This window comes from Streptomyces sp. CA-278952, from assembly GCF_028747205.1.
Classification (GTDB): Bacteria; Actinomycetota; Actinomycetes; order Streptomycetales; family Streptomycetaceae; genus Streptomyces.
This window is the reverse complement of the sequence record NZ_CP112880.1, coordinates 4,256,668-4,276,725: the sequence shown is the minus strand read 5'-3', so window position 1 is coordinate 4,276,725 and position 20,058 is coordinate 4,256,668. Positions and strand designations below refer to the sequence as shown.

Sequence of the window (20,058 nt, the reverse complement as noted above, 5' to 3'; positions counted from 1 at the left end):
AGCGACGAGGTGACGGACCACCCCCAGGCCGCCGGCACGCCCCCGGCACCCGAAGCCACCACAGCACCGCCCCCGTCCTCCCCCGCCGACACCGGTGGCACCGCCGACACCGACGGAACGGCCCCCCTCACCCGGATCATCAGGAGCGCCCTGGACCACCTCCGCGCCTTCGACCGGCGTCGGCCACGGGTCTGGGACGCGGCGGTGACCGCGTTCTGGGCGGTGGCGGCGGTGCTCGACTACACCTCCGGCGGTTGGCGGAACGTCGCCCGCGACGACGTGACGGCGTCCGAACCGCTGGTGCTCCTGATGAGCCTCTGCTTCTCGCTGCCACTGCTGTGGCGCCGGACGCACCCCATGGCCGTACTGCTGCTGATGGCCCCGGCGTCCCTGGTGAACATCTGGACGGGGGCCGTGGTCCAGGCCGCACTCCTCCAGCTGATCCCGGTGTTCCAGATTGTTCTGCGCTCCTCCTTCCGTACGGTCGGGACCGCGGCCGCGCTGTTCGTCGCCCCGGTCCTGGCCATCGGCGTCCGCATCCCCTCCGCCTGGGGGCAGGAAGTGGTCTCGTACGTCTGGGGCCTGGTCTTCGTCGTCCTGCTGGGGATCGCGGTGCGCACCCGTCGCGAGTACACCGAGGCCCTGGTCGAGCGGGCCCACCGGCTGGAACACGAACGCGACCAGCAGGCCCGGCTCGCCGCCGCCGCCGAACGCACCCGCATCGCACGGGAGATGCACGACATCATCGGCCACAACCTGTCCGTCATCACGGGCCTGGCGGACGGCGGCGCGTACGCGGCCCGGAAGAACCCGGAACGCGCGGGCCAGGCGCTGGAAGCCATCGGCACCACCAGCAGGCAGGCCCTGTCCGAGCTGCGCCGTCTCCTGGGCGTCCTGCGCGACGACCATCCCGGGGCCGAGCGCACCCCGCAGCCGACGCTCGACGAACTGGCCCCCCTCATCGAACGCGTACGCCGGGCGGGACTCCCCGTCCACCTGGAGCTCCACGGCGAACCCCGCGAGCGGTCGCTCACCCCGGGCCGCCAACTCACCGTGTACCGGGTGGTCCAGGAAGCCCTGACCAACACCCTCAAGCACGCCACCCGGCCCACGTCCGCGACGGTCACGCTCACCTACTCGCGCACCCACCTCGACGCCCGCATCACCGATACGGGCGCCGGAGCCGGCCCGACCGCGGACGCGGAGGAAGCCGCACTGCCGGCCCAGGGCATCATGGGCATGCGCGAACGCGCCGCGCTGTACGACGGCTCCGTCGAGGCCGGCCCGCTGCCGAACCACGGCGGATGGCAGATACGGCTCCGCCTTCCCCTGGAGGACACGCACCCGTGACGACCGTACTCATCGCGGACGACCAGCCGATGCAGCGCTTCGGCTTCCGCATGCTGCTGGAGAGCCAGGACGACATGACGGTCGTCGGCGAGGCGGGCAACGGCACCGAAGCCGTCGGGTTGGTCGCCCGCCACCACCCGGACGTCGTGCTGATGGACATCCGTATGCCGGGGCTGGACGGCATCGAGGCGACCCGGCGCATCATCGCGTCGGGAGCCAGGAGCCGCATCCTGATCGTCACGACCTTCGACCTGGACGAGTACGCCTACGACGGTCTGCGCGCCGGAGCCAGTGGCTTCCTGGTCAAGGACGCCCTGCCCGAGGAACTCCTCGCCGGCATCCGCGCCGTGGCCGCGGGCGACGCGGTGGTCGCCCCTACCCTGACGCGCCGCCTCCTCGACGCCTACGTCCACCACCTCCCGGCCACCCCCGGTACACCGTCCGCAGCGGACCCGCGCATCACCGCGCTGACGGAACGGGAACGGGAGATCCTCACCGTGATCGGCCAGGGCTGGTCCAACACGGAGATCGCCGCCCGCCTCCACCTCGCCGAGTCCACGGTGAAGACGCACGTGACCCGCATCCTCGCCAAAACCGGTGCGAGGGACCGTGTCCAGGCGGTCATCCTGGCCTACGACACCCGCCTCGTCGCCCCTATGTAGGCGGTGCGTGGACGGGTACGGAAACATCCGCTCAAAGGTCCTGGAACGCAGAAAAGCCCCGCACCAGAAGGTGCGGGGCTTTCCCGGAAAAATTGTTCGGCGGCGTCCTACTCTCCCACAGGGTCCCCCCTGCAGTACCATCGGCGCTGAAAGGCTTAGCTTCCGGGTTCGGAATGTAACCGGGCGTTTCCCTAACGCAATGACCACCGAAACACTATGAAATTAACCAACACCGGATGAAAACACGGCCGTTCGTTATTTCAGAACTAACACAGTGGACGCGAGCAACTGAGGACAAGCCCTCGGCCTATTAGTACCAGTCAGCTCCACCCGTTGCCGGGCTTCCACATCTGGCCTATCAACCCAGTCGTCTACTGGGAGCCTTAACCCTTCAAGAGGGTGGGAATACTCATCTCGAAGCAGGCTTCCCGCTTAGATGCTTTCAGCGGTTATCCTTTCCGAACGTAGCCAACCAGCCATGCCCTTGGCAGGACAACTGGCACACCAGAGGTTCGTCCGTCCCGGTCCTCTCGTACTAGGGACAGCCCTTCTCAATATTCCTGCGCGCGCAGCGGATAGGGACCGAACTGTCTCACGACGTTCTAAACCCAGCTCGCGTACCGCTTTAATGGGCGAACAGCCCAACCCTTGGGACCGACTCCAGCCCCAGGATGCGACGAGCCGACATCGAGGTGCCAAACCATCCCGTCGATATGGACTCTTGGGGAAGATCAGCCTGTTATCCCCGGGGTACCTTTTATCCGTTGAGCGACAGCGCTTCCACAAGCCACTGCCGGATCACTAGTCCCGACTTTCGTCCCTGCTCGACCCGTCGGTCTCACAGTCAAGCTCCCTTGTGCACTTACACTCAACACCTGATTGCCAACCAGGCTGAGGGAACCTTTGGGCGCCTCCGTTACTCTTTAGGAGGCAACCGCCCCAGTTAAACTACCCATCAGACACTGTCCCTGATCCGGATCACGGACCCAGGTTAGACATCCAGCACGACCAGAGTGGTATTTCAACGACGACTCCACAACCACTGGCGTGGCCGCTTCAAAGTCTCCCACCTATCCTACACAAGCCGAACCGAACACCAATATCAAACTATAGTAAAGGTCCCGGGGTCTTTCCGTCCTGCTGCGCGAAACGAGCATCTTTACTCGTAGTGCAATTTCACCGGGCCTATGGTTGAGACAGTCGAGAAGTCGTTACGCCATTCGTGCAGGTCGGAACTTACCCGACAAGGAATTTCGCTACCTTAGGATGGTTATAGTTACCACCGCCGTTTACTGGCGCTTAAGTTCTCAGCTTCGCCACCCCGAAAGGCAGCTAACCGGTCCCCTTAACGTTCCAGCACCGGGCAGGCGTCAGTCCGTATACATCGCCTTACGGCTTCGCACGGACCTGTGTTTTTAGTAAACAGTCGCTTCTCGCTGGTCTCTGCGGCCACCCCCAGCTCAAGCAGCAAGTGCTATCACCAGTGATGGCCCCCCTTCTCCCGAAGTTACGGGGGCATTTTGCCGAGTTCCTTAACCATAGTTCACCCGAACGCCTCGGTATTCTCTACCTGACCACCTGAGTCGGTTTAGGGTACGGGCCGCCATGAAACTCGCTAGAGGCTTTTCTCGACAGCATAGGATCATCCACTTCACCACAATCGGCTCGGCATCAGGTCTCACCCTTGATGTGTGACGGATTTACCTACCACACGGGCTACACCCTTACCCCGGGACAACCACCGCCCGGGCTGGACTACCTTCCTGCGTCACCCCATCGCTTACCTACTACAAGTCTGGTTCATCGGCTCCACCACTACCCTCAACTCCGAAGAGATCGGGCCGGCTTCACGGACTTAGCATCGCCTGATTCAGTACTGGGCGTTTCAAAGCGGGTACCGGAATATCAACCGGTTGTCCATCGACTACGCCTGTCGGCCTCGCCTTAGGTCCCGACTTACCCTGGGCAGATCAGCTTGACCCAGGAACCCTTAGTCAATCGGCGCACACGTTTCTCACGTGTGTATCGCTACTCATGCCTGCATTCTCACTCGTGAACCGTCCACAACTCGCTTCCGCGGCTGCTTCACCCGGCACACGACGCTCCCCTACCCATCCATACGGGCGTTGGCCCTATGTGTATGAATGACACGACTTCGGCGGTACGCTTGAGCCCCGCTACATTGTCGGCGCGGAATCACTTGACCAGTGAGCTATTACGCACTCTTTCAAGGGTGGCTGCTTCTAAGCCAACCTCCTGGTTGTCTCTGCGACTCCACATCCTTTCCCACTTAGCGTACGCTTAGGGGCCTTAGTCGATGCTCTGGGCTGTTTCCCTCTCGACCATGGAGCTTATCCCCCACAGTCTCACTGCCGTGCTCTCACTTACCGGCATTCGGAGTTTGGCTAAGGTCAGTAACCCGGTAGGGCCCATCGCCTATCCAGTGCTCTACCTCCGGCAAGAAACACACGACGCTGCACCTAAATGCATTTCGGGGAGAACCAGCTATCACGGAGTTTGATTGGCCTTTCACCCCTAACCACAGGTCATCCCCCAGGTTTTCAACCCTGGTGGGTTCGGTCCTCCACGAAGTCTTACCTCCGCTTCAACCTGCCCATGGCTAGATCACTCCGCTTCGGGTCTAGAGCGTGCAACTCAATCGCCCTATTCGGACTCGCTTTCGCTACGGCTTCCCCACACGGGTTAACCTCGCTACACACCGCTAACTCGCAGGCTCATTCTTCAAAAGGCACGCAGTCACGACTGCATGTGCAAGCACATACAGCGACGCTCCCACGGCTTGTAGGCACACGGTTTCAGGTACTATTTCACTCCGCTCCCGCGGTACTTTTCACCATTCCCTCACGGTACTATCCGCTATCGGTCACCAGGGAATATTTAGGCTTAGCGGGTGGTCCCGCCAGATTCACACGGGATTTCTCGGGCCCCGTGCTACTTGGGTGTCTCTTAAACGAGCCGTTGATGTTTCAGCTACGGGGGTCTTACCCTCTACGCCGGACCTTTCGCATGTCCTTCGCCTACATCAACGGTTTCTGACTCGTCTCACAGCCGGCAGACCGTGAAAAAGAGATCCCACAACCCCGCATGCGCAACCCCTGCCGGGTATCACACGCATACGGTTTGGCCTCATCCAGTTTCGCTCGCCACTACTCCCGGAATCACGGTTGTTTTCTCTTCCTGAGGGTACTGAGATGTTTCACTTCCCCTCGTTCCCTCCACACTGCCTATGTGTTCAGCAGCGGGTGACAGCCCATGACGACTGCCGGGTTTCCCCATTCGGAAACCCCCGGATCAAAGCTTGGTTGACAGCTCCCCGGGGACTATCGTGGCCTCCCACGTCCTTCATCGGTTCCTGGTGCCAAGGCATCCACCGTGCGCCCTTAAAAACTTGGCCACAGATGCTCGCGTCCACTGTGCAGTTCTCAAACAACGACCAGCCACCCATCACCCCACCCATACAGGCGAGTTCACTGGGGCCGGCAACCGAAGGACAGACTCAAACGAGCCCGTACCCTCAGATACCCAACAACGTGCCCGACACAATCAACCCGTTCCCGTTTTCCACGCCGAAGCAGTACTCACGAAACCGTGCTCATCGTGCCGAATAGTCAACGTTCCACCCATGAGCAACCAGCACCGAACATTCGCCGGTGTACTGGCCTCTGACCAGACCGAAGCCTGGTAAGAAGTGCTCCTTAGAAAGGAGGTGATCCAGCCGCACCTTCCGGTACGGCTACCTTGTTACGACTTCGTCCCAATCGCCAGTCCCACCTTCGACAGCTCCCTCCCACAAGGGGTTGGGCCACCGGCTTCGGGTGTTACCGACTTTCGTGACGTGACGGGCGGTGTGTACAAGGCCCGGGAACGTATTCACCGCAGCAATGCTGATCTGCGATTACTAGCAACTCCGACTTCATGGGGTCGAGTTGCAGACCCCAATCCGAACTGAGACCGGCTTTTTGAGATTCGCTCCGCCTCGCGGCATCGCAGCTCATTGTACCGGCCATTGTAGCACGTGTGCAGCCCAAGACATAAGGGGCATGATGACTTGACGTCGTCCCCACCTTCCTCCGAGTTGACCCCGGCAGTCTCCTGTGAGTCCCCATCACCCCGAAGGGCATGCTGGCAACACAGAACAAGGGTTGCGCTCGTTGCGGGACTTAACCCAACATCTCACGACACGAGCTGACGACAGCCATGCACCACCTGTATACCGACCACAAGGGGGGCACCATCTCTGATGCTTTCCGGTATATGTCAAGCCTTGGTAAGGTTCTTCGCGTTGCGTCGAATTAAGCCACATGCTCCGCTGCTTGTGCGGGCCCCCGTCAATTCCTTTGAGTTTTAGCCTTGCGGCCGTACTCCCCAGGCGGGGAACTTAATGCGTTAGCTGCGGCACCGACGACGTGGAATGTCGCCAACACCTAGTTCCCAACGTTTACGGCGTGGACTACCAGGGTATCTAATCCTGTTCGCTCCCCACGCTTTCGCTCCTCAGCGTCAGTAATGGCCCAGAGATCCGCCTTCGCCACCGGTGTTCCTCCTGATATCTGCGCATTTCACCGCTACACCAGGAATTCCGATCTCCCCTACCACACTCTAGCTAGCCCGTATCGAATGCAGACCCGGGGTTAAGCCCCGGGCTTTCACATCCGACGTGACAAGCCGCCTACGAGCTCTTTACGCCCAATAATTCCGGACAACGCTTGCGCCCTACGTATTACCGCGGCTGCTGGCACGTAGTTAGCCGGCGCTTCTTCTGCAGGTACCGTCACTTTCGCTTCTTCCCTGCTGAAAGAGGTTTACAACCCGAAGGCCGTCATCCCTCACGCGGCGTCGCTGCATCAGGCTTTCGCCCATTGTGCAATATTCCCCACTGCTGCCTCCCGTAGGAGTCTGGGCCGTGTCTCAGTCCCAGTGTGGCCGGTCGCCCTCTCAGGCCGGCTACCCGTCGTCGCCTTGGTAGGCCATTACCCCACCAACAAGCTGATAGGCCGCGGGCTCATCCTTCACCGCCGGAGCTTTTAACCCCGTCCCATGCGGGACAGAGTGTTATCCGGTATTAGACCCCGTTTCCAGGGCTTGTCCCAGAGTGAAGGGCAGATTGCCCACGTGTTACTCACCCGTTCGCCACTAATCCACCCCGAAAGGCTTCATCGTTCGACTTGCATGTGTTAAGCACGCCGCCAGCGTTCGTCCTGAGCCAGGATCAAACTCTCCGTGAATGTTTACCCGTAATCGGGTGCACACATCACGAGAGCGGAACAACCGGTCGGAATAAGACCCGTTGTTCTCAGCGTCCTCGCTGTGTAATTGCCTGCCGCCACCCACAAGGAGCGGAACGACAGGACTTTCAAAGGAACCACCAACCTGCCGAAGCAGGCCGGGGTATCAACATATCTGGCGTTGACTTTTGGCACGCTGTTGAGTTCTCAAGGAACGGACGCTTCCTTCGGTCCCGTTTCACCGGGGCCCTCCGGGCGCTTCCCTTCGTTTACTTCTTTGTCTTGCTGTCTTGCGTTTCCGACTCTATCAGACTCTTTCGTGTCCGATTCCCGGTCGAAGCGGGTCTCGCATCTCGCTTTCCAGGTCCTTCGCTTTCGCGTTCTCCCTTTCCGGCGAGTCCGACTCTATCAGATCCTTTCGGGCCTGATTCCCGGTCAGCGGGGTTTGTCTTCCCGGCTGTTGGGCCGTTCCGACGCTCAAACTCTAGCGGATTCTCCCGGCGGCTCATAATCGGGCCTTCGTAATGAATTCCGGCATGCCGAAATCATCCCGAGTGGGAGATCGTGCTGAAGTTTGGTTGCCGCGTCCGCGGCGGGATCGGCTGCCGCGGAACCTTCTGGCTACGTGACAACTCGGAGAACGTTACGGATCCACCAGGGGTGTGTCAACCCTCCCCCGGCGGCCTCCGCAGGGGCCCCTTCCTGGCCGTTCAGTCCAGGTCGGTGAGCCGACCGCCGGCGTCCGGCTGGGCGTGCTCCACGCGGCGCAGGAGGCGGACCAGCAGCTCGCCGAGGACACCGCGCTCATTGCCGGAGAGGTCCTGGAGGAGGTCCTCCTCGAAGTCGCTCGCCATGCGCATTGCCTCGAGCCACTTCGTTCGGCCCTCGTCGGTCAGCTCGACGATGACGCGGACCCGGTTGTTCTCGTCGCGGTCGCGGGTGACCAGGCCCTCGCCGGCCATCCGGTCGATGCGGTGCGTCATGGCGGCCGGGGTGAGGCCGAGGCGCTTCGCCAGTTCGCCCGGTCCCAGACGGTAGGGAGCGCCGGCCAGGACCAGAGTCTTGAGGACCTCCCACTCGGCGTTGCTGATGCCGAGCGCGGCGACTTGTCTCCCGTACGCGACGTTCATCCGGCGGTTCAGTCGGCCCAGCGCGGAGACGACCTGTTCGACCTGAGGGTCGAGGTCGCGGAACTCGCGCTGGTAAGCGGCGATCTGTTCGTCGAGGCTCGGCTCGCTGGGGCCGGGCTCCTCGGTGCTCTCGGACATGGCGGGCAGTATGGCACGCCCCCACCCCCTGAAGTCCTTCACTCTGTAGTTTTCACCTTCTAACTTTAGTGCTAAAGTCTTCGAGTCTGATTTCTTCGTGCCAGGTCTCGACGCTCCGCGATCGAGGCCTTCGAGTTCTTGAGGTAGGTGAGTGTGACCAGGGAGATGGGCGCAGCGCTGCGGCGGATCCAGCTGGGCAGCGCGCTGAGCGCGTTCGGGCTCGGGTTCACCGTCCCGTATCTGTACGTCTACGTGGCGCAGGTACGGGATCTGGGCGCCGGGACGGCGGGAGTCGTCCTGGCAGCCTTCGCGATGGCAGCGCTGGCCGTTCTGCCGTTCACCGGGCGGGCCATCGACCGGCGGGGCCCGTTGCCCGTGCTGGTGGTGGCCTCCGTTCTGGCCTCCGTGGGCGCGGCGGCCCTGGGGTTCGCGAGCAGTGTTCCGGCGGCGGTGCTGTCCGCCGCTGTCCTGGGCGCGGGCACCGCGGTCATGCAGCCGGCCCTCGCCACGATGCTCGTGTGGTGCTCCAGCGCCGCGACCCGTACGCGGGCCTTCGCCACGCAGTTCTTCCTGCAGAACCTGGGGCTCGGCCTCGGCGGGCTCGTCGGCGGGCAGCTGGTGGACGTGGACCGTCCGTCGAGCTTCACGATGCTGTTCCTGATCGAGGCCGTGATGTTCGTGGTGCTCGGCGTCGTGGTGACGACCGTGCGGATGCCCCGTCCGGCCTCGCTCGGCGGGGCCCGCCCTGCGGACGGTTCCGCCGCGAAGGGTGGTGGCCTGCGGGCGCTGCTCTCACACCGGGCCATGGTGCAGCTGTGTGTGCTGGGGTTCGTGCTGTTCTTCGCCTGCTACGGGCAGTTCGAGTCCGGCCTGGCCGCGTACGGCACGGAGGCCGCCGGGATCGAGCCCTCCACCCTCGGCTTCGCGCTGGCCGCCAACACCGCGGTCATCGTCGTGGCGCAGTTCGTCGTGCTGCGGCTGGTGGAGCGGCGGCGGCGCAGCCGGGTCATCGCCGCGGTCGGCCTGATCTGGGCGTTCGCCTGGATCGTGGCGGGGTACGCGGGGCTGGGCCACGGCAGCCAGACCATGGCGACGGCCGCGTTCATCACGACGTACGCGCTCTTCGGGCTGGGTGAGGCGATGCTCTCGCCGACCGTCGCCCCGCTGGTCGCCGATCTGGCGCCGGAGTCGATGGTCGGGCAGTACAACTCGGCGTTCGCCCTGTGCAAGCAGCTCGCGCTCGCGGTCGGTCCGGCCGTCGGCGGGCCGATGGGTGCGTCGCTGCACGGCCCGTACATCGTGACGTTCGTGCTGTTCTCGCTGGGCATCACCTGGCTCGCCCTGCGGCTGGGGCGCCGGCTCACCCCCGTACAGGACCAGCCGTCGCTGGCCGGCGTCCCGTCGCGGGTGGTGGCGGTGTCACTGCCCGAGGGCGGAGACGGCGCGGAGACCACGACCACCGGATCCGCGACCACCGGATCCGCGACCACCGGGTCCGCATCCACCGGATCCGCATCCACCGGATCCGCATCCACCGGGTCCGCCATCAGCGGGTCCGGAACCACCGGATCGGGGGCGCCCTCGGTTTCCGCCCCGGTGTCCGCGCCCGCCGCTCACTGAGGGAGCGATCTGCTCACCGCGGCAGGGCGAACTCGCACCAGACCGCCTTGCCGCCGCCCGGCGTGCGCCGGCTGCCCCACGAGGTGGCGATCGAGGCGATGATCGAGATGCCGCGCCCCGCCTCGTCCGCCGGTTCGGCCTGGCGGCGGCGCGGCAGGTGGTCGTCGCCGTCGGTGACCTCGATGATCAGCCGGCGGTCCGTACGGCGCAGTCCCAGGCGCATCGGCGGGCTGCCGTGCTGGAGGGAGTTCGCGACCAGTTCGCTGGTGGCGAGGACGCCCAGGTCGCGGAGTTCGACGGGGAAGCGCCAGGAGGTCAGGACGCCGGTGGCGAAGGCGCGGGCCCGCGGGGCTGCCTCGATGCCGCCGAGGAGATCGAGTGCGGCGTTGTGGAACAGCTCCGCGTTCGGTCCCGTACGGGCGGGGTGCTGGACCACCAGGACCGCCACGTCGTCGTCGTGCTCGGCGGTCACGCCGAGGGAGCGGATCAGCCGGTCGCAGACCACTTGCGGTGAACCCTTGGCGCCGGAGAGGGCGCGGGCCAGCGAGGCGACGCCCTCGTCGATGTCCTCGCTGCGCCGTTCGACCAGGCCGTCCGTATAAAGGACGGCGGTGGAGCCGGGCGGCAGCGCGATGGTGCCCGAGGTGTGGACCCAGCCGCCGGTGCCGAGCGGGGGGCCGGTGGGGTCGGCGGCGCGGTGGACGGTGCCGTCCTCGTCGCAGACGAGGATCGGGAGGTGCCCGGCGGAGGCGTAGACGAGCTGCCCCTCGTTCGGATCGTGGACGGCGTAGACGCAGGTCGCGATCTGGCTGGCGTCGATCTCGGCGGCGAGGCCGTCCATCAGCTGGATCACCTCGTGCGGCGGGAGGTCGAGCCGGGCGTAGGCGCGGACGGCGGTGCGGAGCTGGCCCATCACGGCGGCGGCCCGGACACCGCGGCCCATCACGTCGCCGATGACCAGGGCCGTGCGGCCCGCGCCGAGGGTGATGACGTCGTACCAGTCGCCGCCCACCGCGGCGTCGGTTCCGCCGGGCTGGTAGGTGGCGGCGATCCGGAGGTCGTCGGGCTGTTCCAGCTCCTGCGGAAGGAGGGAGCGCTGGAGGGTGACGGCCGTTTCGCGGTGGCGGCGCTCGCTGGTCCGCAGGCGTTCGGCGGCTTCGGCGTGGTCGGTGACGTCGGCGGCGTACACGAGGACGCCGCCTTCGCTCTTGCGGTCGGTCCTGCCCTCGCTCTTGTCGCCTCCCTTTTCCGCCTTGTCTCCCTTGTCTCCCTTTTCTGCCTTGTCTGCCTTGCTTCCCCTGTCCCCCTCGTCCTCCGCGCTGCCCCAGGCGGCGACGGGGGTGCAGGTCACGGTGTACGAACCGCCCTCGGCGGTCCTGCGGGACTTGACCGTACGGGCGGTGCCGCTGCGCAGGACCTGGTCGAGCAGCGGGACCACGCTGAGCTGGGCGAGCTCGGGCATGGCCTCGGCCGCGGGAACGCCGCACGGGCGGGGGCCGAACGCCGTCTCGTACGCGTCGTTGACGTAGGCGATGCGGTGGTCCGGGCCGTGCAGCAGGGCGACGGGGGCGGGGAGCCGGCCGAGGATCTCGCGGGCGGAGAGGTCATCGAGGGCGGGCCCGGGGAGGGCCTCCGTCGAGGCGGGACCGGAAGGCGCCGGGGAGGCGTCGTCGGGCAGGGCGGGCGAGCCGTCCGTCCGGGCGTACTCGGCTCGGGCCGCCGGCACGGAACTACGGTCGTCCCGTGCGGCGGCTCGGCGCTGCGTTCCGGGAAGGCGGGCGCTCCAACGCGTGAAGTTCACGGTATTTCTGGCCTCGTGTGTCGGTCTGGTCCGCTCGGGCGGGCTGCTTCTTCTGCCGTGTTCGGGGGCACCGGGGGCCGTACCCCCGGGAAGGCGCAGCCGGGCCTCGTCGTTCTGTTGGTGCGTCGCTGCTGGTCACTGTTGGTCACTGCCGACCGGGTCACTCTGTGCAGGTGTGGCCCCACCTATGGTCACACGTCCAGTGTGACCGACCGTACTGACAGTCGCCGCGCCGGCGACGTTCCGACCCTCGATCGGTCCGGTGCCGACGTCGGCCGGATGCGCGGCCGGGGCTTCGTCGGCCGATCCGGCGGGGCCGCGCGAGGGCCGTCCTTCCGGCTGTCCGTCAGCTGTCCGTCCGGGGGGCGTCCGCCCGGCGGTCGTCCGGCGGTTCTCCGGGCCCCTTCGGGCGGCCGAGGGGCGGGAAGCCCGGGGTGCCGGAGCCGCCGCCCGCCGCGAGTTCGAACTCGGCGCGGGGGTGCTCCAGCGAACCGAGGGAGACGATCTCGCGTTTGAAGAGTCCGGACAGGGTCCATTCGGCAAGGACGCGTGCCTTCCGGTTGAACGTCGGGACCCGGCTGAGGTGGTACGCACGGTGCATCAGCCAGGCGGGGTAGCCCTTGAGCTTGCGGCCGTAGACGTGGGCGACGCCCTTGTGCAGGCCGAGGGAGGCGACCGATCCCACGTACGCGTGCCGGTACTCCTCGAGCGGCCGGCCGTCGATCGAGGCGAGGACGTTGTCGGCGAGGACCTTCGCCTGGCGCACCGCGTGCTGGGCGTTGGGGGCGGTCTCGCGGCCCGGTTCGGATGCGGTCAGGTCGGGTACGGCCGCGGCGTCGCCGGCTGCCCAGGCGTGTGGCATGTCCTCGACGCCGAGGGTGGCGGTGCAGCGGAGCCGGCCGCGTTCGGTGAGGGGCAGGTCGGTGGCGGCCAGCAGCGGGGCCGGTTTGACTCCCGCGGTCCACACGAGGGTGCGCGTGGGGAAGCGGGAGCCGTCGCTGAGGACGGCGACGCGGTCCTCGCAGGTGTCGAGGCGGGTTTCGAGGCGTACGTCGATGTTCCGGCCGCGCAGCTCCCCGATGGCGTACGTGCCCATGGCCTCGCCGACCTCGGGAAGGATGCGCCCGGAGGCCTCGACCAGGATCCATCTCAGGTCGGCCGGCTTGATGTTGTGGTAGTACCGCGCCGTGTAGCGGGCCATGTCCTCCAGTTCGGCCAGCGCCTCCACGCCCGCGTAGCCGCCGCCGACGAAGACGAAGGTGAGAGCGGCGTCGCGGATCGCGGGGTCGCGGGTCGCGGAGGCGATGTCCATCTGTTCGATGACGTGGTTGCGCAGCCCGATGGCCTCCTCGACCGTCTTGAAACCGATGCCGAATTCGGCGAGGCCGGGGACGGGCAGGGTGCGCGAGACGGACCCGGGGGCGATGACGATCTCGTCGTACGCGATCTCCAGCGCTCCGGTGCCGTCCTCACCGGTGGCGAGGGTGGTGACGGTCGCGGTCCGTTTGGCGTGGTCGACGCGCTGGGCCTCGCCGATGACGATCGTGCAGTCGTTCAGGACGCGGCGCAGCGGCACGACCACATGGCGCGGCGAGATCGAGCCGGCCGCCGCTTCGGGGAGGAAGGGCTGGTAGGTCATGTACGGCTCGGGCGTGACGACCACGATCTCGGCGTCGCCGCTCCTCAGTCTCTGCTTCAACTTCCGTTGGAGACGCAGCGCTGTGTACATCCCGACGTAGCCGCCGCCGACGACGAGAATGCGTACACCTGGCCGGGTGCCGGGGGTCGTCCCCCGGGAATCTGGAGCCATCACCACCCCATGACGCAACGGAGTCAGTGGTTTGTCCACAGGCCCGGCAAATTGTGTGACCGGAGGTTCTCCGACGGCACCTGGGGCGCGGGAACGGTGAGGGGCGACAGCCGTGCAGGTCAGGCAGTGCGCACGGGGCGAGTGGAGGGGCGATGTTCCGGTGTGGATCGGATCTTGGTCCGATCGGGGGGCGCTCCATGCGGAACTACCCCCTTCTGAATTGACGCAGGCTCAACTATGTTCGTAACCCGTCGGGGTGTCGGGTGCGGATTTCGTTGTGCTCCGCTCCCCGACCGAAACGGCGGGAAGTCTCCGGGGGGAGACGTCATAACCGGGGGAAGTTATGCATATTCAGGATAAGCATGGCCAGGCTGCGCTCTCTCGCGCGTCCGAGGACCAAGGGCGCCTCGGCTCCGTGGGTGCGCTCGGCGTCATGAGCTCGGCGGACGCCGTTCGTTCCGCGGCGGCGGTGAGTGCCGCGGCGATGGGTTCGGCCGCTGCGGGACACGCCCCGAGCGGGGCGACGACGTCGGGAATGGCGACGATGGGAGCGGCGGGGACCGCGAGCGCGCCGCGCTCGGCTCCGCTGCGCGTCGACGCGCAGCGGAATCTGGAGCATGTGCTGCGGGCGGCTCGCGAGGTGTTCGGGGAGCTGGGTTACGGCGCCCCGATGGAGGACGTGGCGCGTCGCGCGCGCGTCGGCGTGGGCACCGTCTACCGGCGGTTCCCGAGCAAGGACGTGCTGGTGCGCCGGATAGCCGAGGAGGAGACCTCCCGGCTGACCGAGCAGGCGCGTACGGCGCTGGGGCAGGAGGAGAAGCCCTGGTCGGCGCTCTCCCGCTTTCTGCGTACGTCCGTGGCGTCGGGCGCGGGCAGGCTGCTGCCGCCGCACGTGCTGCGGGTCGGCGTCGACGGGGAGGAGCCGGGTGTGCCGGCGGCTTCCGGGGCGGCGTCGGCTCCGGGCGCGGTGGACGAGACCCGCGTTCCGCAGCAGCGGCAGGGAGTGGGCCAGGACGGCTTCCGCGTCGCCGGCCGGCGCTCCGGGGGCGCCGACGGGTTCGACGGCCTCGGTGAGGACACCGGCGCGGTCGAGCTGCTGGAGGTCGTGGGGCGGCTGGTCGACCGGGCGCGGGAATCGGGTGAGCTGCGCCGGGACGTGACGGTGGCCGATGTGCTGCTGGTCATCGCCACGGCGGCTCCTTCGCTGCCGGACGCCGCTCAGCAGGCCGCGGCTTCGACCCGGTTGCTGGACATCCTGCTGGAGGGGCTGAGGTCACGCCCGGCGTGACGTCCGGCCGCCCGCCCGCGGCCCCACGCGTTCCGCATCAGTCGTCCCGGGCGGCGGTCGTTATCAGTCGTCCCGGGCGGCGGTCGTTCGGGCAACGGTCGTCCCGGGCTGCGGTCGTCCCGCATCCGCTGTTCCGTCCGCTCCGCCCGTATGCCGGGCGAGGCGGACGGGCACGGGCGGCGTGCCGCCCGTGAGGTGGCCGCTGAGCGGGTTCCGGGGGACGGATCCGCGGAGAGTCATTCCCCGAAAGCAGGGCCTCTAGTACTCGCATTCGAGAAAACGCCCCGGATGAGTGGTTGGCGGGACTGAGGGGCCAGCGCGATTGAGCCATGTGGCAGTCTTGGCCGGTATTCGAGTCCGAGGGTGCATACGGGGGCTTCCGCGATGAGCGGTAACGAGCAGCAGGAAGAGCCGCTCGGCGAGATCGCAGCGGCCGACAAGCACACGAAAGCGGACGGGCCGTCCGGCGGTCAGGTGCCGGCCCAGGCCGTACGCGGCTCGTCGGACGAGACGGCCGGGGGTGGCACCGTACTGCCCGGCCCGTGGCCCGCCGTCGCCGAGGAGGACGCCTCCGGCGCGGCCGGCGCCCACGCGGTTCCGCAGCAGCGCGCGGGCCGCGGCGGAGCACCCGAACTCGGAGTGTCCGACGCCCGGTTGATCGAGGACATGCGCGCCGGCGACGACCAGGCCTACGAGGAGCTGTTCCGGCGGCATGCGGCCGCCGTCGCGCGCTACGCCCGCAGTTGCTGCCGGGACGCGCACACCGCCGACGACCTGACGGCCGAGGTGTTCGCCCGCACGCTCCAGGCCGTACGGGGCGGAAAAGGGCCGACGGAAGCGGTCCGGGCCTATCTGATGACCGCCGTCCGCCATGTCGCCGCCGCCTGGACGAAGAGCGCGAAGCGTGAGCATCTGGTCGACGACTTCGCGGTGTTCGCCGCCCAGGCCTCCCGTTCCTCCGAGCTCTCCGACGACGACACCCTCGACCTCGGCGCCGACGTCCTCGCGATGCACGAAGCCGAGCAGACGATGGCCATGCAGGCCTTCCGGAGCCTCCCGGAGCGCTGGCAGGCGGTTTTGTGGCACACCACGGTGGAGGAGGAGTCGCCGAGCGAGATCGCCCCGCTGTTCGGCCTCACCGCCAACGCCACCGCCGTCCTGGCGAGCCGCGCCCGCGAAGGGCTCAAGCAGGCCTACCTCCAGGCCCACGTCAGCCAGGCGCTCACCACAGGCGGGGAGTGCGCGCAGTACGCCGACCGGCTCGGCGCCCACGCCCGGGGCGGGCTCCGGACCCGGGCCGAGCGCGGGCTGCGCAAGCACCTCGACGCCTGCGCCAAGTGCCGGATGGCGGCGGGCGAGCTGGACCACGTGAACGCCGGGATTCCGGCGCTGCTGCCCGTCGCGGTCATCGGTTGGTTCGCCGCCGGGTACGCACTCAAGGCCGCGGGCGTCGTGGCCGGCGGCGCGGCCGGGGCCGCCGGGGCGGGAGCCGCCGCGGCGGCCACCGGGTCCGGCTCCGTCGGTGGGGCCGCCGGGGGCGCCGCGGTCTCCGAGGGGCTTGGCGCCCCGGCCAAAGCGGGGATCGCCGCCGCCGTGGCGGTGGCCGCCGCGGCCGGTCTGGTGTGGGCGCTCGTCGGTGACGACCAGCCGAAGCCGGAGCCCAAGCCGGTCGCGAAGCCGCCGGTCGCGGCGCCCGCCGTGCCCACACCGCCTCCCCCGCCGCCCTCGAAGCCGGCTCCGAAGCCTCCGGCCGCCCCCGCGCCACCCGCGCCCCCGGCGCCGGCCCCGCCCGAGCCGGCCCCGGAGCCGACGCCGAGCCCCACGCCCTCCCCCGAGCCGCCGCCGAGGCCCGCGCCCCCGGCGCCGAGCCCACCGCCGTCCCCGAAACCACCCCCGAAGCCGACGCCGAAGCCGCCGAAACCCACGCCGCCCCCGCCCGCCCCGGAGGTGTACCAGGTCAGCGAGCTGGCGCACTCCCTGTTCGGCGACCGGAGCGAGCCGGAGGTCGTAATGGGGCAGAGCAGTTGGATCTGGCAGCGTTCGAACGTGTCCATCGCCTCCACCCGTTACGCGCACGGGGTGACCGTGCACGCCCGCTCCTCGGTGACCATCCAGCTGAACCGAGCGTGCACGCGTTACGAGGCCATGGTCGGCGTGGACGACCTGACCATGGGGCTCGGCGCGGTGCGCTTCTCCGTGTTCGACGGAGACGGGGCCCGGCTGTGGCGCTCCCCGGTGATGGAGGGCGGCGATCCGGCCGCCCCGGTGAGCGTGAGCATCGCCGGCCAGTCCTCGATCCGCCTCGTGGTGGAGCCGGAGACGCCGTTCGGCGGGGTGGCCCTTGCCGACTGGGCGGAGTCCCGGATCAGCTGCGCCTGAGCCGTACGGCATGTCCCGCCCGGGCTTCCATGCCGGGCTTCCCGACCGGGCTCCCCGGCGTCGCTTTCCGGCCAGGCCCGGAGCCCGTTCCGGTCAGGGTTGGAGGGTGCGCCGGGCCGGGGTCACACCGCCGGCGACCGCGCGCTGGCGCGGAGCGGCGGTCCCCGTCCAGCAGGTGCCGCGGCGGGTCACCAGACGGCGCAGCCACAGTTCGGTGGAGGCCAGGTCCGCCAGGCCGTCCAGGGGCAGCGGCTCGCCCTCGGAGGCGGCGCGCAGGGCCTTGCGGACCACCCTGGCCTCGACCAGGCCCGCGTCGGCCAGCAGCGGAGCGTCGAAGAGGGCCATCAGCTCCGGCAGCGCGATGCGCAGACCGGTGCGGGTGACGGCGGTGGAGGTCGCCTGGGACGGCGTGCCCCAGCCGGGCGGCAGATCGTGGATGCCCGCCCCGCCGAGCACCCGGCGCAGGATCGCGGCCCGTGCGCCGGGCTGGACGCGCAGCGACTCGGGCAGGGCGCGGGCCGCCCGCACGACCTGGTTGTCGAGGAACGGGGCGTGCAGCCGCTGGCTGCGGATCTCCGCGGCCTGTTCCAGGATCCGGTGGTCTGCGGCCCCCCGGGCGAGGGCGGCGCGGGCCCGGGCCTCCCCGGGGCGCTGGACGGAGGCGGGCCGGATCGCCGCCTCCTGGAGACGAACCGATACTTCGGCCAGCGCCTCCCCCGTCAGCCAGCGCGCCGCCGGCCCCGGGCGCGACCAGGCGAGGGCGGCGAGCGAGGCGTCGGCGGGGGTGGCGAGGTCGGGGGCGTAACGGTTGGCGTCGGGGAGGAGTCCGGCGGCGGACTCCAGGCCGGTGCGGTACGACGTACGGGCCAGGCGGCGGGCGGCCCGGTAGACGGTCAGCGGGACGAACAGGGAGTGCGCCGTGGGACCTTCGGCCTTGGTGAGGGCGGCGACGGGGCGCAGCAGATGGCGTCTGCGCCGGTCCATCAGGAGGTCGGCGAGACGGGCCGGGTGGGCGTCCAGGACCTGTCGGGCCCCGTGCCCGACGAGGTGGTCGGCGCTGCCCGCGGAGAGCCGGCGGCGGTGACGTTCGGCGAGGACGAGCGAGGGGGCCGGTTCGTCGGTGAGCGCGCCGACCTCCAACGAGGCGTACGGCAGGGCCTCTTCTCCCGCCGCGACGACGACGTGGTGCAGGCGCGGGTTGGCGGCGATGGCGCGGGCGCGCTCCAGCTCGTCCTCGTCGCCACGGGTGGTGAGGTCGTTGAAGGTGACGGCGAGCAACCGCTCCCCCGCGCCGGTGCCGTGGCCGAGGAGGGTGCCGGGGAGCCCGGGCAGTCCGGAGGCGAGCAGGGCGAGGGTGGCGGAGGCGCTGCCTCCGGAGAGGTCGGCGCCGATGCCCGCCACGGGTCCGCCCCGGGCCGCGCGCCGGTCGGCGGGGCCCATGCCGGGGACGGGCCCCGGGTCCGGCGGCTGGGATTCCGGCGCGTGGCGCGGGGCCGTGAGCCGGGCGCGTACGGCTTCGACGAGCGCGTCCCGTACGCCCTCCACGGCGTGCACCGGGTCGGCCTGGTGTGCGGCGACGGCGAGCGAGGCGACGGCCTCGTAGCCGGTGATCTCCCGCGAGCCCTCCCGCAGGATGAGCGCGTGGCCCGGCGGGACCCGCTTCACGCCCACGTAGGGCGTGCCGTCGCCGAGGGCCTCGGGGGTCTCCGGGCAGGCGAGCAGGGCGGCGAGGTGCCCGATGTCGAGCTGGGCCTCGATGAGGTCGGCGAGCGGCAGGGCGGCGGTGGCGAAGGCGGTGCCGTTGGCCCAGGGGGTGTGGAAGACGGGACGGGCTCCGGCCAGGTCGCCCGCGACGGTGATGCGGCGGCCGATCTGCACGACGGCGGTGTAACTACCGGGCCAGGCGGTGAGATGGCGCATCGCGCCGCCGCGTGCGGCGAGCAGCCCGACGCGCAGCTGCTCGTCGGTGGCGCCGCAGCAGCCGAGGACCGCGAGGCGGGCGGTGGGCGCCCCCTCGGGGGTCGCGACGCCGATGACGCGGATCTCGTCGGGCCGCCAGTCGCCGACCGCCCACAGCGGATCCGGGTCTCCCCAAAGGAGTTGGGAGCCCACGGGGTGAACCGTGCGCCCCTCTCCGCCGTTTCCGACAGCGCCGACGGTGCCGAAGCTCGCGGCGATACTGCTCCATCCCACCAACCAACGCATCGCCGCCTCCACAGGCTGTGGACAAACGGCGCACTTGACGAGCGAAGCGCCGCTGCGGGACATGCTGCCACGACAATGCCGCAGGGGAGGGTGTACGGGCGGCGCACACCGGAAGAGCATGCGCCCCTGGCAAAGGCCCGGCGCGGTCTTCACCGGGACGACAGTAACGGAAGCGTCGGTTCCGGGAGTTGCGGAGGCGGGCCCGTCCGGCCTCCGAGCCGCCCCGGCCCGCCCCCCGCGGAAGGGGAGGGGCCGGCGCCGCCCGGAAACAGCGCCGGTATCCGGCCATAGTCGGACCGTTGGCCAGACCCTCACCGGACCGTCGCTATTCGGCCATTCTCTCGAAGCGCCACCCTGCGCGCATGTCGTGCCGCGCCCCCCGGCGGACCCTTCCACGCACAGTCCGGGAGGTGGGCCTCACCTCCCGGA

At 68.6% G+C, this 20,058-nt stretch carries 9 protein-coding genes and 3 rRNA genes; 5 read left to right on the top strand and 7 right to left on the bottom strand.

Annotated elements, in window-relative coordinates:
• Positions 1-9 precede the first annotated feature (9 nt).
• Together N7925_RS19090 and N7925_RS19085 are read left to right on the top strand one after the other, a co-directional pair.
• Positions 10-1,350 (top strand): sensor histidine kinase, encoded by a 1,341-nt coding sequence (locus N7925_RS19090; protein WP_265600751.1) that lies wholly within the window; start codon positions 10-12, stop codon positions 1,348-1,350.
• Positions 1,347-2,012, top strand: coding sequence for a response regulator (locus N7925_RS19085; RefSeq protein ID WP_265600750.1), 666 nt, complete (start codon positions 1,347-1,349; stop codon positions 2,010-2,012). The genes N7925_RS19090 and N7925_RS19085 overlap by 4 nt, the downstream gene beginning before the upstream one ends.
• A gap of 94 nt (positions 2,013-2,106) precedes the next feature.
• On the opposite strand, the gene rrf is transcribed toward N7925_RS19085, so the two are convergent.
• From rrf to N7925_RS19065, 4 genes are all read right to left on the bottom strand, one after another.
• A 5S ribosomal RNA gene (gene rrf, locus N7925_RS19080) occupies positions 2,107-2,223 on the bottom strand.
• A gap of 79 nt (positions 2,224-2,302) precedes the next feature.
• Positions 2,303-5,427: ribosomal RNA gene (locus N7925_RS19075) — 23S ribosomal RNA — on the bottom strand.
• 305 nt (positions 5,428-5,732) lie between these two features.
• Positions 5,733-7,258 (bottom strand): 16S ribosomal RNA (locus N7925_RS19070).
• The 16S, 23S and 5S rRNA genes sit together here, the layout of an rRNA operon.
• Before the next feature lie 710 nt (positions 7,259-7,968).
• Positions 7,969-8,526, bottom strand: a complete 558-nt coding sequence (locus tag N7925_RS19065) for a MarR family winged helix-turn-helix transcriptional regulator (protein WP_265600749.1) — start codon at positions 8,524-8,526, stop codon at positions 7,969-7,971.
• A gap of 165 nt (positions 8,527-8,691) precedes the next feature.
• Between N7925_RS19065 and N7925_RS19060 the strand changes: the two genes are divergently transcribed.
• Positions 8,692-10,146, top strand: a complete 1,455-nt coding sequence (locus N7925_RS19060) for an MFS transporter (protein WP_274346501.1) — start codon at positions 8,692-8,694, stop codon at positions 10,144-10,146.
• Positions 10,147-10,159: 13 nt separating this feature from the next.
• Here N7925_RS19060 and N7925_RS19055 read toward each other — a convergent pair whose 3' ends face one another.
• Together N7925_RS19055 and N7925_RS19050 are read right to left on the bottom strand one after the other, a co-directional pair.
• Positions 10,160-11,947, bottom strand: a complete 1,788-nt coding sequence (locus tag N7925_RS19055; protein ID WP_274344566.1) for an ATP-binding SpoIIE family protein phosphatase — start codon at positions 11,945-11,947, stop codon at positions 10,160-10,162.
• Positions 11,948-12,293: 346 nt separating this feature from the next.
• Positions 12,294-13,676, bottom strand: a complete 1,383-nt coding sequence (locus N7925_RS19050) for an NAD(P)/FAD-dependent oxidoreductase (protein WP_274346500.1) — start codon at positions 13,674-13,676, stop codon at positions 12,294-12,296.
• Positions 13,677-14,190: 514 nt separating this feature from the next.
• Here N7925_RS19050 and N7925_RS19045 point away from each other — a divergent pair.
• Positions 14,191-15,045, top strand: a complete 855-nt coding sequence (locus tag N7925_RS19045; protein ID WP_416222913.1) for a TetR/AcrR family transcriptional regulator — start codon at positions 14,191-14,193, stop codon at positions 15,043-15,045.
• 384 nt (positions 15,046-15,429) lie between these two features.
• The gene (locus N7925_RS19040) at positions 15,430-17,424 is read left to right on the top strand and encodes a sigma-70 family RNA polymerase sigma factor (protein WP_274344565.1); all 1,995 of its coding nucleotides are present in this window, start codon (positions 15,430-15,432) and stop codon (positions 17,422-17,424) included.
• Between the two features lie 93 nt (positions 17,425-17,517).
• On the opposite strand, the gene N7925_RS19035 is transcribed toward N7925_RS19040, so the two are convergent.
• Positions 17,518-19,629: an asparagine synthase-related protein gene (locus tag N7925_RS19035; RefSeq protein WP_274344564.1), complete on the bottom strand. Its 2,112-nt coding sequence runs from the start codon at positions 19,627-19,629 to the stop codon at positions 17,518-17,520.
• Positions 19,630-20,058: the final 429 nt, after the last annotated feature.